The organism is Anabaena sp. CS-542/02 (genome assembly GCF_028331085.1).
Classification (GTDB): Bacteria; Cyanobacteriota; Cyanobacteriia; order Cyanobacteriales; family Nostocaceae; genus Anabaenopsis; species Anabaenopsis arnoldii.
In genome coordinates this window covers 1-15,245 of record NZ_JAQMTM010000155.1, presented here as the reverse complement: position 1 = coordinate 15,245, position 15,245 = coordinate 1, and the positions used below count along the sequence as shown (strand labels likewise).

Sequence of the window (15,245 nt, the reverse complement as noted above, 5' to 3'; positions counted from 1 at the left end):
AGTGGTTCCTGTAAGTTACTCACCCCCCAACAACGGCTGAAAAAACGGGCTTTTTCTGTAATTGATACAGAATTTTCAGCCAGATATTTAATAGATGGACTTCACGCCATTATTGCTTTGTATCTAGAGGAGGGAAATACTGAACCAGTGCGTAGGTTTATGAAAAATACTGGCTTGGTGAGTAATGATTTATTTATGCGGACATTTGAAGTGGCGTTGAAAGTGATTCCCCGCATTGGGGATGAAAGGAAACGTATTTTAGAAGAGAAAGCCTTGTTAGATTTGTGGTTAGCTATGGATGAGATTAAGGCTAAGGTTGCTTATGTGCAAACTGAGTTGACGGTTGACGGTTGACGGTGGTCGGTGAGCGGAGTCGAACCGTTGACTGTTGACTCCTCCCCTACTCCCCGTTTTGGTTGGTTTAATTGGTGTCGTCGATTGAGTAAGGACTACGAAATTTTACCCCAGACATATGAAACATTTGTGCAAATCGCCATGATTCGGTTAATGCTTAGAAGACTCGATTAATTGATTTGTTTAATACTTTCCCAACATCCTTTAAGATAAAAATTACGGATGAAAACTTATCAAACAACCTCTAAGCAACTTGAAAATCAGTTGATTCCTCCATCGGTTCAAAACTATGATGTAACTGCTCAATTCCCTGGTCAATTAAATCCAAACCTTGCTGTACCGTTTCAATTACACTTAACTGTCCCCGCAACTCAGGCGCACCGACAAAACCTTTGGCGTACCAAGTCATGTGCTTTCGCGCTTGACGTACACCGCGATCGCCTTTATATTCCCATAATGCCTGTAAATGATCTCTGGCACATTCCAATCGCTGAATTGGGCTTGGTTGTGGTAATATTTCCCCGGTTTTCAAGAAATGATCAATTTCTCCCACCAAAAAAGGATAACCCAAAGTCCCACGAGAACACATCACACCATCAGCGCCCGTTTGTTCCAAACACCTTACCGCCGCTTCCACAGAAAAAATATCCCCATTACCAATGACCGGAATAGAAAGCACCTCCTTAACACGGGCTATCCATTCCCAACGGGCATTACCATTGTAACCTTGAGCGCGGGTGCGTCCATGTACTGTAATCATTTGCGCCCCAGCATCTTCCATACGCTTGGCAAAGTCAAGAATGGTAATTTCCTTATCATTCCAGCCAATGCGGGTTTTAACAGTCACTGGTACATCTATAGCCTTCACCACTTCCCGCACAATAGCCTCCGCTACCTCTGGTTGACGCAATAAAGATGAACCACCGCCATTTTTAGTAATTTTATTGACTGGGCAACCCATATTAATATCCACAGTATCTGCACCTTCCGCAACCGCTTTAATAGCTGCTTCTGCTAAAAAATCAGGGCGACAGTCAAATAACTGAATACTGATGGGTCGTTCCTGGGGGTCTACCTCCATAATTTTGGGTAACTCTTTCACATAGTGTAAACCCGTAGCATTGACCATTTCTGTATACAACATTGAATCTGGCGCGTAGCGACGCACCAGACGACGAAATACCATATCTGTCACCCCGGATAAAGGCGACTGTAGAACTCGACTCTTCACCTCGAAAGAGCCGATTTTCAAGGGTTCAGAGAGTTTAGCTTTTAAACTAGGAGATAGTGTAACCATATAATTTTAAGTTGTGAAAATGAGACATTTAAGGTTGTTTAAGTACCTTTGGTTTTCACTCCAGATGTAGTGCTGAGATTGGCTTTGTCAACTAATTTAGACTATTATTTTACCGCTGATTGGTAAATATCATCGACCAAGTGAGTATATTAACACTTACGTATTACCAGATAGAGACTGAGAGCAGAACTTTAATTTAACAGTGTTCTTGAGTGTATGGCGGTGTTATTTGAGCATTGATTTTGAATCCATCTAGAGTTTATGACAGCTAAAGACGGCAAACACGACTTTGAGATTACGGTTCACCCTAATTGCTGAAAGTATTAATTCTCATACATTAGACAGAGTGAAAGCAAATCTCTCAATGAACGCACTAAATACATCCTTTAAAATTAACCGTCTAGTTACAGGTTCGGAAAACCGTCCTGTACTGACTGGTCATAACTGAACTTCCCAGTATATATATCAGGATAACTTGGGTTTTTCACCCCAGGAAAGCCTAATTAAAGGTTGTTAATCATGAAATGACTATTTTTTAACCCGTTGGTTCAAAACTTAGTCCCTTATATTCCCATTCATTTATAGTTATACGGAGCCGAAAGTTACAATGGCAAAAGTAGTTGGAATTGACTTAGGTACAACAAACTCATGCGTCGCAGTAATGGAAGGTGGTAAACCCACAGTTATTGCTAACGCAGAAGGTTTTCGCACAACACCCTCAGTAGTAGCATTTGCGAAAAATGGCGATAACTTAGTTGGTCAAATCGCCAAGCGTCAGGGGGTAATGAACCCTGATAATACCTTTTACTCAGTCAAACGCTTCATTGGAAGACGCTATGACGAAGTTGGTAACGAGTCTACAGAAGTTTCTTATAAAGTCCTCAGCAGCAACGGTAATGTTAAGCTAGATTGTCCCATAGCTGGTAAACCCTTTGCCCCCGAAGAAATTTCCGCCAAAGTACTTCGCAAACTCGTTGAAGACGCTAGCAAATACCTGGGTGAAACTGTCACCCAAGCTGTAATCACTGTTCCAGCATACTTTAATGACTCCCAGCGACAAGCCACAAAAGACGCGGGTAAAATAGCAGGTATTGAAGTTCTCCGAATTATTAACGAACCTACAGCAGCTTCTCTAGCTTATGGTTTTGATAAGAAGAGCAACGAAACCATTTTGGTATTTGACCTTGGTGGTGGTACCTTCGACGTATCCATTCTAGAAGTAGGTGATGGAGTATTTGAAGTTTTGGCTACCTCCGGCGATACTCACCTGGGTGGCGATGATTTCGATAAGAAAATCGTTGACTTCTTAGCCGAACAATTCAAAAGAGAAGAAGGAATTGACCTACGTCAAGATAAACAAGCTTTACAACGTTTGACCGAAGCCGCAGAAAAAGCCAAAATTGAGCTTTCTAGCGTTTCTCAAGCGGAAATAAATTTACCATTTATCACTGCTACCCAGACTGGACCCAAGCACCTGGATACAACCCTCACCCGTGCTAAATTTGAAGAACTCTGCTCAGACCTAATCGACCGTTGCCGCATCCCTGTAGAAAACGCAATTCGGGATGCTAAATTAAGCAGAAGCGATATTAATGAAGTTGTACTAGTTGGTGGTTCTACCCGCATTCCAGCTGTACAGCAGATAGTAAAGCAAGTATTAGGTAAGGACCCCAACCAAAGCGTTAACCCTGATGAGGTGGTAGCAGTTGGTGCTGCTATTCAAGCGGGTGTGCTAGCGGGCGATGTTACAGGTATATTGCTATTAGATGTCTCCCCACTGTCTTTGGGTGTAGAAACCTTGGGCGGTGTCATGACTAAAATTATCCCCCGGAACACCACAATCCCCACCAAGAAATCCGAAGTCTTCTCTACTGCAGTGGATGGACAAACCAATGTAGAAATTCACGTTCTTCAAGGTGAACGGGAGTTTTCAAATGATAACAAGAGCTTAGGAACCTTCAGACTTGATGGTATTCCTCCCGCACCACGAGGCGTACCACAAATTGAAGTTACCTTTGATATTGATGCTAACGGTATCCTCAATGTAACCGCTAAGGACAAAGGTACTGGTAAGGAACAGTCTATCAGCATTACTGGCGCTTCTACTTTAGATAAATCCGATGTTGACCGCATGGTGAGAGAAGCAGAACAAAACGCCGCTGCTGACAAGGAACGTCGTGAGACAATTGAACGGAAGAACCAAGCTGATTCTTTGGCGTACCAAGCTGAAAAGCAGTTGCAAGAACTAGGTGATAAAGTTCCTGAAGCTGACAAAACCAAAGTCGAAGGTTTAGTTAAAGACCTCCGTGAAGCTGTTGCTAAGGAAGATGACGAGCAAATTAAGAAGCTGACACCAGAACTACAACAAGCATTGTTTGCGGTAGGTAGCAACATCTATCAACAAGCAGGTGGTGATGCTGCTGGTGCTGCACCTCAAGATGGTGGTTCCACTCCCCCTAGTGGCGGTGAGGATGTGATTGATGCTGATTTTACTGAAAGCAAGTAAAAAATATTCACTCCATTGAGGATTTTTACCCATCCAAGCTTATCCCTGGGTGGGTAAATTTTATGTAAATAAACACTCTTGTAGTTTTTCGTTTATTTTCCGGGACTGATTTCTAAGTAATATTTAGCACGTTCCGTAATATCACTTGGTCTTCTACCTTAGCTTTCAAACGACCATTTTCTAAATCACGAATCCAACTTTGGCTTTTACCTGTTAGCCTTGCTAACTCCCTTTGGGAAAGTTGCAAATTTTTGCGCGCCTGTAAAATATCCGCACCGAGTAAATCTGTGGTGGTTTTAGTCTTGCGTCTGCTTTTGACAGTTGTCCGGGGCTTTTTTTGTGATTCAGAAATTTTCTGTTTCCATTCTGGGGGTAGTTCAAAAGCTAAAATTCGCGCATTCATCAGCAGATTCCACTTACCACGGGGTGCTGAATCAGTGAGGCGGGTGTTTCCAGCAGCGTCATTCATCCAAAATTCTAAGGCTTCCTCTGGGTCTTCGGGAATATCCATTAACTTCGCCCACAAAGGTTGAATTTCTAAGGGGTAAGTTACTGGATCAAAAATCGCTTTAATGCCATGATGGTTGAGAATTTCTAAATCACTTTCAAATGTTCTTAATAAGCGTTTGCGTTCCTCCCGTTGTCTAGAGGCAATGGTAACTTTTTCTTCACCGTAAGCAATACGTAATAATGTGGGAATGGTGATCCTTTGTTCTCTACCCATTTTGGTTTTAAACAGCAACCACAGCATTAGTCTTACTGCGCCTTCGTGCTGCTGCCAAATACTCATGACGGTAGTTAATAATGTTTTAGGTAAACTGCCATATTGGTAAAATGCAGTTCGCTCCTTACAGGCTTGTTTGTTTAAGAAATACTGCGCCCATATCCCGGCTTTTACTTTAAAAGTTAGTCCAATTAAATATTTGCACCCCAAGTCGTCTTCTTGAAAATGATGCTGAATATTGATTAACTGCCATAAACGGCTCTGTTTGACTGAAAAGCCGGGGATGCTTCCTTGTTGAGGCCAATCAATAGAAATCATCAATGAACAAGCTTGCTGTACGATATTCTTGATTAAAGCTAGCTTGGCATTTTTGTTCAAGTCTTTACGCTTCTCTAAGCCTAAATATTTCTCAATTTGGCGTTCATCGATCGCAAATTCTTCTTGCCAAGGTTGCTCTAAGGATGTAGCATAGGCAGCAAAGATCAGGTGAATGCAAGCGGATCTAATATCAAGTGCTGCAATTGCTCCTAAGTCAGTTACATCCCTCCCGGTAAATGGATCTTGGAGATGAAATGCGATCGCACCCCGTCCTTGTTTAACTTTTCGTCCATAGGACACATAACCGTGTTCATCCAGCCAATTTAAGGATGTCCTTTGTGCCAAGACATTACAAGCTTCCCAAATCACAATAGCCGAAGCAAATGGATTATTTTGACCGTTGGCAAATAAATCCGGGCTAGGTGCATCTCTTGGTTCCACCTTACATCTGCCTTTTTTTGCTTGCCAAGGTATGGGTGAATTAGTTGGACAAGCCATGACACATTGCGGCTCAGGATAATAACCTTCACAGTTATTGCAAAGAGTAGGATCAATCCAATATTCATCGTTCTCTATTTTAATTGCACCCGTAGGACATTGGGGGCGGCAGTTGTCACATCCCAGGCAATTGTTGTTAGGAATTGTATAAGGCATACGGCTATAGTGCTCTCTTCCCACTCTAATCGTCGAGATGTTTTGCTCAAGTCTCTGCTGGATATTTATTCAGTATTTTTCACTGGAAACGAAACCATATTTCCAGCCAAAAATATCTCTATTTCCTGTAATAATTCCCCATATCCATATTTTTATTACACAGGTATTTCCGACTCTTAAAAATACCCTTTGATTACTTCTTTATTAACTATAAATTTCATAAATAATCAGAGATTTTTGTTCATAATGAGCCGGTGTATATTTCTTAATAGTTCACGTAAAACTATCTGTAAGTTCCTATCCGGTGAATTATCACTTAACCCAAAATTTTTGGATAAACATAGATTTGATTGCCAGATGGGAGTTACTTTATTAATAATTTTAATATTTAAAGTATACAAATGTGCTGTTTCTAAATATACAGTTTTCCCATGAGTTAATAAACCGGTAAATATTTTCTATCCGTCAACACTAGCTATAACCATAATCATTTCGCCATTTTTATTTGATATATAACAAAGTAATTTTTTCTTCATGTCCCCCATTAACACATAGCTTGTAACTCTAAATACTATCAAGGATCTATGTCTTCTCCCTATAAAAGAAAAAAATCTCATTATTTTTATAAACAATTGAATTTGCAGCATATATCAACGGTAATTATTTATATGTGACAAGACAATGTCTGATAGTGCAATATTATATATTTAGCTAAATAGCGGCATCTACACCCTATAAAATACATTTTATATAGAATTAATAACTGAGTATTATAGCCACAAATATTTATTGAGAATAAATTGCATTTAACAGGTAATTTAAATAAATCTCTAAAAGAATATGTAAAAAGTCATGAAAATTTAATCCAAGAACAAATAGTCATTTAAACTAAAAAAATACCCTAAGATTAGGTTAGGATGGTGATTAAAGTAGAGAGAAATTCCTAAAGGTTTATTCATGGCAACAGTAACAGGATTGACATTTGGAGGTAATACCTGGACACCTAAATTTGCCCAGGAAATTGACCAAGAAAAATGTATAGGTTGTGGCAGATGCTTTAAGATATGTGGTCACAATGTATTGAGCTTGAAAGCTCTCAACGAAGATGGCGAATTTGTAGAAGATGAAGATGATGATGAAATTGAGCGCAAAGTCATGGTTGTAGCCCACCCGGAAAACTGTGTTGGTTGTGAAGCTTGTGCGCGGATATGTCCCAAGAATTGCTACACCCATGCTGTATTAGACAAGTAAAGTTTCAGGATTTGCAGCCAAGTTATGTCCGTCATCAAGGGTACTCTGGGAATAAAGCACCAAGCAAGGTAAATAGAGGGGAATAATCAAGACTTACTGTCACCAGAAAAAAGTTCACAGTAAACAGAATTGTAAATCTTAAATTGTAATTGATAAACTTCATACTTGCTATTCAATTAGTCTACACAATATTCAGACTAAGGGCATGATCTGAGAGTACCTAAGTTTTTATGTAAGTAGAGACATCTGGCATCAGAGGACTTTCAAGATAGTGTTAACTTTGTGGGGGAAGGATATGAAATTATCTGGAAAATTCCCCCACTTTTGATGAGAGTAAGATAGAAAGTTAATAAGTGAAAACAAAAAACGCTCACCTGTGGAAATGTAAAAATCAGTAGCCAAGAATATGATCAAGATAAAAAAATACATTATCTTCTTTGGCTAGGGTGATACATCAAAAGCGCAGGATGCGATCAACTGGGGGCAAAGAAATTATTGTCTAGAATCACAATCTCCTACATCTAAGTTTCCAGAAAATCACACCTTTAATTACAGCTGCAAGAGCAGGTAGCATATATGCAAAAAGTTCCTGTTTCACTATGGACTCTGGTTGCTGGAGTATTAGTCACAGCCATCAGTATTTGGCTCGGACATAATCACAATTTATTGCCAGTACAAGCATCTGAACAAGCGCCTTTGGTAGACGGATTTTTCAACGTCATGTTTACCATTGCGATCGCACTGTTCCTCATTGTAGAAGGAACCATTCTGATTTTTTTAGTCAAGTATCGTCGCCGTCCGGGTGATGATACCGATGGTCTACCCATAGAAGGAAACGTTCCCTTAGAAATTTTTTGGACAGCCATCCCCGCAGTCATCGTCATTGGTTTAGGCATTTACAGTGTAGATGTTTACAATCAGATGGGTGGATTTGAGCCGGGGAGTCATACCCATGGCGTAGCCATAGCAGCCACCCTTGATGAGACAACCAGCGGAAACATTGGGATTGGTGCGTCACCCCACTCCCAGGGTAAACAAGCAGATTTAGTGGTTGATGTCCAGGGGATGCAGTACGCCTGGATATTTAACTATCCCAACAGTGGAATTAGCGCCGGAGAGTTACACGTTCCCGTGGGTGCTGATGTACAACTGAACCTATCCGCAATAGATGTCATTCACTCATTTTGGGTACCACAATTCCGGTTAAAACAAGACGCGCTTCCAGGTATCGCCACCCAACTGCGATTCGTCGCCACCAAACCAGGAACCTATCCGGTAGTTTGTGCAGAATTGTGTGGTGGTTATCACGGTTCTATGCGGACACAAGTCATAGTCCATACACCAGAAGAATTTGATAGCTGGTTAGCACAAAGCCAGATAGCGCAAAAGGAAAACCTCAACCAAGCCGTTGCAGTCAATCCAGCGGAGTTATCAACATCAGAATTTCTAGCTCCCCATGTTCATAACTTAGGGATGAGTGCAACCACCCTGGCGCAACTTCAGAAATAGTCATTCTCAAGACAAAAATAAATTGTCGCAAAATAACTTATGACACAGGCAGAACTTCCCCGGAACACGCCAACCGCAGGAAATAAAGCAAATAACCATCCCCAGGCGTGGAAATGGCAAGACTACTTTACATTTAATGTTGACCACAAAGTGATTGGTATCCAATACCTAGTGACAGCATTTGTATTCTATCTAATTGGTGGACTGATGGCGGTGGCGCTGCGTGTAGAACTAGCAACCCCACAATCAGACTTTCTCGATCCCAATTTGTATAACGCCTTCATGACCAACCACGGGACAATCATGATCTTCCTGTGGATTGTTCCGAGCGCCATTGGGGGATTTGGAAATTATCTCATTCCCCTAATGCTGGGTGCTAGAGATATGGCCTTCCCCAAGCTGAACGCGATCGCCTTTTGGTTGAACCCAGTAGCGGGATTACTAGTTGTAGCTAGTTTTATCTTCGGTGGTTCCCAATCTGGTTGGACAGCTTACCCACCATTGAGCCTAGTAACAGCACCCATGGCCCAGACTCTGTGGATCCTGGCCATTGTTTTAGTAGGAACCTCCTCAATTTTGGGTTCGGTGAACTTTGTCATTACCATCCTGATGATGAAAGTTCCCTCCATGAAATGGGATCAACTACCCTTGTTTTGCTGGGCTATCCTAGCAACTTCTGTCTTAGCCTTACTTTCCACCCCTGTATTAGCTGCGGGTTTAGTGCTGTTATTATTTGACCTCAACTTTGGCACATCCTTCTTTAAACCCGATGCAGGCGGTAACGTTGTTATTTACCAACATTTATTCTGGTTCTATTCCCACCCGGCAGTATACTTAATGATTCTGCCCATCTTCGGTATCATGTCCGAAGTAGTACCAGTTCATGCCCGGAAGCCGATTTTTGGGTATAAAGCGATCGCCTACTCTAGCGTAGCCATTTGCGTCGTGGGTTTGTTCGTCTGGGTACACCATATGTTTACCAGTGGTACACCCGGTTGGATGCGGATATTCTTCACCATCTCCACCCTCATCGTCGCCGTACCCACTGGCGTGAAGATTTTCGCCTGGGTTGCCACCCTGTGGGGTGGTAAAATTCGCTTTACCAGTGCCATGCTCTTCGCCATTGGCCTATTATCCATGTTTGTCATGGGTGGGTTAAGCGGTGTGACAATGGGAACAGCCCCCTTTGATATTCACGTCCACGATACCTATTATGTAGTGGGACATTTCCACTACGTCCTCTTTGGTGGTTCCGTATTTGGCATCTATGCCGGTATTTATCACTGGTTCCCCAAAATGACCGGACGTAAGCTGAATGAAACCTGGGGACGCATTCACTTTGCCCTCACCTTCATCGGCACTAACTTAACCTTCTTACCCATGCATGAATTGGGCTTGCAAGGTATGCCCCGCCGGGTAGCCATGTACGACCCCCAATTTATTAACCTGAATCAACTTTGCACCTTTGGTGCATTTGTCTTAGGCATCTCAGTTATACCCTTCACTATTAACATTATTCACAGTTGGAGTCAAGGGGAATTAGCGGGTGATAATCCTTGGCAAGCTTTGAGTTTAGAGTGGACAACCAGTTCACCGCCCATAATTGAAAACTGGGAAGAATTACCCGTTGTGACTCATGGCCCTTACGACTATGGCCATAGTCAATCCCAACCTATGGGTACACCAGAAGTTAGCGCCTAGGTATTGGCTTTAACTTACTACTGGCGTGACCACACTAAGTAGGGTGGGCTTCTAGCCCGCCCTTCACAAGAACATGATTATTGTCCCGCCACTTAAAAGTTTAGAGATTTAGAGGGTAAACAACATGACCATAGCGACAACTGAACACCATGAGGAGCATCATCCAGATTTACGAGTCTGGGGACTTTTAACCTTTCTGATTTCTGAATCCCTGATGTTTGGCGGTTTTTTTGCTACTTATTTATTCTTTAGAGGTATTACAGAAGTTTGGCCTCCAGAGGGAACAGAGGTAGAACTATTTTTACCCGCCATTAACACCATTATTCTGATATCTAGTAGTTTCGTCATTCATTTAGGTGATGTAGCGATTAAAAAGAATAATGTTTGGGGAATGCGGTTTTGGTATCTTGTCACCGCACTGATGGGGGCAATTTTCTTAGCTGGTCAGGTTTATGAGTACATGAGTTTAGGCTATGGACTGACTACCAACGTTTTCGCCAACTGCTTTTATATCATGACAGGCTTCCACGGTTTGCACGTGTTGATAGGCATATTATTGATATTAGGTGTTGTGTGGCGATCGCGTCGTCCTGGTCATTACTCTGCTACCAAACATACTGGCATCGAAATGGCAGAAATTTACTGGCACTTCGTAGATATTATTTGGATTGTTCTGTTCACATTAGTGTACATCCTCACATACAACCCTGCCTAGCATTGGTATTCATCTGTGTACCCAACATGAAAGCCGAGGGGAGCATCTTCCCTTCAAGAAAGAAGAAGCAAACCTCAGCCCAGACTCACAAAGAAATAGTACCTATAGGGAGCGGTAAAATTCTCACTCCCTCTTCCCCATCAAAGGAGATGATTATGCTTGATGGTAATCAATACTCGTGGTTTCAAGTACCCGAAGATGTCAAAAAATTATTACTCTTGGCCGCACAAACCTGGGAAAATACCTCAGAATCCGAAAAATATATTCATCAAGCCTTAGCTAAGTCCGGGGAAAATACAGATATTTTAGTATCAGCATATAGATTCTTTTATTATAAAAATAATTATCCCCTCGCGCTACAAATTGCAGTTAAAGTTTTAGATAAGATTAAAGCAACAGAGAACTTACCAGACCATTGGCAACAACTCCTCCCCATATTACTAAAACGGCAGGAGGAACCCCAAATCAGATTGTACTTAAACGCTTATGCTGCATCTGGTTTAGTGTTAGCAAAATTAGGGGAAATCGAGCGGGCTAAAGAAATCAGTACTCGCGTCAAACAGATTGACCAGAGTAATGATTTCGGTGCAGGAATCCTACTGGACATTTTAAATCGTCCAGATGAAGAGGACGATTAATTAGTAAACCTTCACCCATCAACAGACATGAATAATTATCCCTTCTACCAACCTCTACAGACATCTGCAACTTCTTCAGCACCTTTCATTCCTGTGGTTTCCATAGATCCTTTGCGTCCTCTTCCCAGTCCTCTGAATTTGATTCCGCCTACAATAGTTTTCCCTTCTCCTTCTCAACCCAAGATTTAATGAATGATGGTGGAAGGTAAAGATTGGCTAGTAACTGCAGACGGCCAATATCATTGTTGTAAATCAGCCAGACCATGGGATCTATTGCGGGAGAATTATCGCCTATATCGGTTTTTGACTGAAGTAGAAGATGTTCTCCATGGGGTAGAAGATGAATCTATTCGTCTCCCAGAAATCCGAATGCTTGTCAGGAGATTGATTGTCAATTCCTACTGGGTACAAAGTCAGTATTTACAACCTCACCCTAAAACGGGTCACTCAGTGTTACTTCTCTATGATGAATTGGGGTTCCCATTGACTGTACAAACCGTGACATTTGCACCGGGAACCCGTTCAACTATTCATAATCACGGGACTTGGGGAGTAATAGCAGTGTTAAAAGGTCAAGAAAAAAATACCTTTTGGCGACGTACTCCTACCCCTGATTTTGCCGACAAAATTGCACCTACTGGAGAGATAACCTTGTCTCCTGGAGATATTGTTAGCTTGACCCCCGATGCAATTCATAGTGTAGAAGCAGTGGGTGACGAAGCAACTGTAACTTTTAATGTTTATGGAGAAACAGACCCTCAAGCAAGGTTTGAGTTTGATTTAGTTACCCATAAAGCTAGGAAGTTTTAATCAGAATCATCAGGGAGTAATGACAATGGCTAGAGTAATTTTCTACAGCAAACCCGGTTGTAAGGGTGGTATTAAGCAAAAGGTTGTGTTGACTGCTGCTGGTCATGAGGTGCTAGCATACGACATCCTCACAGAACCTTGGACATTTGAACGCTTGCGATCTTTTTTTGGCGATCGCCCGGTGTCCCAATGGTTTAATGCTTCCGCTCCCAAGATTAAATCTGGTGAGGTAGTTCCAGAAAAAATCGATGCACAAACAGCCTTAGTGTTAATGCTGCAAGATCCTTTATTAATTCGTCGTCCCTTACTAGAAGTAGGCGATCGCCGTGAGGTAGGTTTTGACGTAGAAACAATAGATGGTTGGATTGGCTTAAAACCGGTGGATGATTCCTTAAAAGTAGTAATTGAAACCCTGACTACCCAGAACTTACAAGGTTGCGCCCACGGTCATAACCATGACCATCATCATCAAGGTGGTTGTAAGCATTAAATTTCACCTGGGGAAAACCTGATTGAATTTGCTTTGACTCTATCCCCGATATACATCGGACTTCTTAACCTGGTTAAGAAGTCCAATAGTCAACCGTCAACAGTCAACAGTCAACAGTCAACAGTCGCTAATTAGGTTTTCTTAACCAAGATGAGCGGTGTCTATAGACAACTCTTGAAACATGGGGGTACTCAGGTAACGTTCCCCAAAGGATGGCTGAATCATCACAATTAATTTACCGGTATTTTCTGGACGTTGACCGACTCGAATGGCCGCACATAAAGCCGCACCGGAGGATATACCAGACAATAGTCCCTCTTCTTTGGCTAAACGTCGCCCATAAGCCATGGCCTGTTCATCACTAACTCTAATTACCTCATCAATCAATTCCAGACGCAACACATCTGGGATAAACCCAGCGCCAATACCTTGAATTTTATGGGGGCCAGCTGTACCGCCAGAAAGCACCGGACTGTTACTAGGTTCCACTGCGATCGCTTGCACAGTTGGCTTATATTGTTTAAGCACTTCTGCAATCCCGGTGATTGTTCCACCAGTCCCCACCCCAGCAATGATAATATCTACTTCCCCATCCGTATCCGCCCAAATTTCCGCCGCAGTAGTTTCTCTGTGAATTTTGGGGTTAGCCGGGTTGCGGAACTGTTGCAGCATCACAGCGTTAGGAGTATTAGCCACAATGCTTTCAGCTTGATTAATTGCTCCTCGCATCCCTTGTGCGCCTGGTGTTAACTCTAACTTAGCACCGTAGGCCTTGAGCATAGAGCGTCGTTCTTGGCTCATGGTGTCTGGCATGGTCAAAATTAAACTGTAGCCCCGGGCGGCTGCTACCATGGCTAAAGCAATACCTGTATTCCCAGAAGTTGGCTCGACTAAAATACTTTTCCCCGGCTCAATTAAACCCTCCCTTTCCGCAGCCATTACCATACTGATTCCAATCCGGTCTTTAACTGAGGCTGCTGGGTTCATACCTTCGAGTTTAACAACAATTCTAGCTGCCACTCCCTCAGATTGGGGAATTCTATTGAGCTGAACTAAAGGAGTTCCGCCAATTAGTTCTGTAACATCTTTAGCAATTCTCATAAATTAACTCCTATGATTTCACGTTGAGGGCAAATTTCCTGTATGTGTTTAATTTATATCCACTCTAACTAAATCTAGAGCAATCCTAAATGATTCATGAACAATTTCTGTTCCCTGTTCCCTGTTCCCTGTTCCCTGTTCCCTGTTCCCTGTTCCCTTTCCTCACTGATATTTTCTCAAGTCAAATAGGATGACTATAGAGACTATCCACTTTAACCAAAGTACAAAATTATGCGGCAGAGGAATGCAGTTGATGTAATTTTCTCATCTCTCCTCAAGTAATAATGTTTTGTATCTACCACAATCAAGGTTAATAGCTGAATTACAGGGGTTTTCTCAAGGCTGAATTTATCTGTCTGTTATTTGCTCAATCAAAATCATAGAAACTCACCCCTTAAATCTAGAAAGTTTGTCACCTCACTTTGAATGATTTATATTTAGTATAGGCAGCTGCATTTCCAGAAAATATAAGAGATTTTTTCGATATTCTAGGGTATACTCGCCACATAATCTATTTGTTTGAGTACAAGCTTTGAGACGCAAAAACCACAACAAAATCACCCCTCTACCAGCCCCCCATATAGCTTTGAGCCTGAGTGCAGAAATACCAGCACCCCATATGAGAAATACTAGCACCCCATATGAGAAATACTAGCACCCATACCTCAAATAATTTCTGTAAGTCTTATGAGATATAACTTATAGCCTTTGAGTATAACTTTAATAAATTTAATAATCTTAATTCCACTAGTTTAAACTCACAGTTAGAGGTGAGACTGCTATAAATTTTGTAGGATTTACGCAGAGATTCCCCTCTACCCCCCGAAGTTCTGAGGGTTTTACCCAAAGAATCAGGGGGGACTTCTTAACTCTTCTGTTGTCGAAGCTGAGGAAGATGTTAATCCTAAGTTGATAATTATAGCCCTTGCAGAAAAATGGTAAATTTTTCATCTTTAGGAACAAAAATATTCTCAAGGTACGAAAGAGACTAGTTAGGTAAAAAGTCACCCACAGGTTTCTGGATGCAGAGTACCTAAGAGGATGTTTGTCAAGTCATGATTAGTGTATCAAATATTTTTAGATCCCCCTAAATCCCCCTTGAGAAGGGGGACTTTGACTCTAGTTCCCCCCTTTTTAAGGGGGGTTAGGGGGGATCAAGAAGTGTCTAAAATCACCT

At 41.8% G+C, this 15,245-nt stretch carries 11 protein-coding genes and 2 pseudogenes; 10 read left to right on the top strand and 3 right to left on the bottom strand.

Translation table 11 applies throughout. The features are described 5' to 3' along the window. Nucleotides 1–354, top strand: a pseudogene (locus tag PN447_RS16055) (DUF1156 domain-containing protein); the annotation flags it as partial. A gap of 57 nt (nucleotides 355–411) precedes the next feature. Continuing rightward, nucleotides 412–528: pseudogene (locus PN447_RS16050) on the top strand (IS5/IS1182 family transposase); the annotation flags it as partial. A gap of 70 nt (nucleotides 529–598) precedes the next feature. On the opposite strand, the gene dusB reads toward PN447_RS16050, so the two are convergent. Further along, entirely contained in the window at nucleotides 599–1,651 is a 1,053-nt protein-coding gene (dusB, locus tag PN447_RS16045; RefSeq protein WP_271764019.1) for a tRNA dihydrouridine synthase DusB, read from the bottom strand. A 607-nt stretch (nucleotides 1,652–2,258) separates the two neighbouring features. Here dusB and dnaK point away from each other — a divergent pair. Continuing rightward, nucleotides 2,259–4,157, top strand: a complete 1,899-nt coding sequence (dnaK, locus tag PN447_RS16040) for a molecular chaperone DnaK (RefSeq protein WP_271764018.1) — start codon at nucleotides 2,259–2,261, stop codon at nucleotides 4,155–4,157. A gap of 112 nt (nucleotides 4,158–4,269) precedes the next feature. Here dnaK and PN447_RS16035 read toward each other — a convergent pair whose 3' ends face one another. Beyond that, nucleotides 4,270–5,853 carry a helix-turn-helix domain-containing protein gene (locus tag PN447_RS16035; protein ID WP_271764017.1) on the bottom strand — a complete coding sequence of 528 codons (1,584 nt, stop codon included), beginning with the start codon at nucleotides 5,851–5,853 and terminating at the stop codon, nucleotides 4,270–4,272. A 957-nt stretch (nucleotides 5,854–6,810) separates the two neighbouring features. Between PN447_RS16035 and fdxB the strand changes: the two genes are divergently transcribed. From fdxB to PN447_RS16000, 7 genes are all read left to right on the top strand, one after another. Further along, complete coding sequence (fdxB, locus tag PN447_RS16030) at nucleotides 6,811–7,104, top strand: ferredoxin III, nif-specific (protein WP_271764016.1); 294 nt, start codon at nucleotides 6,811–6,813, stop codon at nucleotides 7,102–7,104. Nucleotides 7,105–7,680: 576 nt separating this feature from the next. After that, nucleotides 7,681–8,613 carry a cytochrome c oxidase subunit II gene (coxB, locus tag PN447_RS16025; RefSeq protein WP_271764015.1) on the top strand — a complete coding sequence of 311 codons (933 nt, stop codon included), beginning with the start codon at nucleotides 7,681–7,683 and terminating at the stop codon, nucleotides 8,611–8,613. A gap of 39 nt (nucleotides 8,614–8,652) precedes the next feature. Beyond that, nucleotides 8,653–10,314, top strand: a complete 1,662-nt coding sequence (gene ctaD, locus PN447_RS16020; RefSeq protein ID WP_271764014.1) for a cytochrome c oxidase subunit I — start codon at nucleotides 8,653–8,655, stop codon at nucleotides 10,312–10,314. A 124-nt stretch (nucleotides 10,315–10,438) separates the two neighbouring features. Continuing rightward, complete coding sequence (locus PN447_RS16015; RefSeq protein ID WP_271730788.1) at nucleotides 10,439–11,029, top strand: cytochrome c oxidase subunit 3; 591 nt, start codon at nucleotides 10,439–10,441, stop codon at nucleotides 11,027–11,029. A 155-nt stretch (nucleotides 11,030–11,184) separates the two neighbouring features. After that, nucleotides 11,185–11,667 carry a hypothetical protein gene (locus PN447_RS16010; RefSeq protein WP_442867107.1) on the top strand — a complete coding sequence of 161 codons (483 nt, stop codon included), beginning with the start codon at nucleotides 11,185–11,187 and terminating at the stop codon, nucleotides 11,665–11,667. Between the two features lie 198 nt (nucleotides 11,668–11,865). After that, nucleotides 11,866–12,477 (top strand): cupin, encoded by a 612-nt coding sequence (locus tag PN447_RS16005; protein ID WP_271764020.1) that lies wholly within the window; start codon nucleotides 11,866–11,868, stop codon nucleotides 12,475–12,477. Nucleotides 12,478–12,502: 25 nt separating this feature from the next. Continuing rightward, on the top strand, nucleotides 12,503–12,967 hold the full coding sequence (locus PN447_RS16000; protein ID WP_271764013.1) for an ArsC/Spx/MgsR family protein: 465 nt from the start codon (nucleotides 12,503–12,505) through the stop codon (nucleotides 12,965–12,967). Between the two features lie 141 nt (nucleotides 12,968–13,108). Here PN447_RS16000 and cysK read toward each other — a convergent pair whose 3' ends face one another. Continuing rightward, nucleotides 13,109–14,068, bottom strand: a complete 960-nt coding sequence (gene cysK, locus PN447_RS15995; RefSeq protein WP_271764012.1) for a cysteine synthase A — start codon at nucleotides 14,066–14,068, stop codon at nucleotides 13,109–13,111. Nucleotides 14,069–15,245: the final 1,177 nt, after the last annotated feature.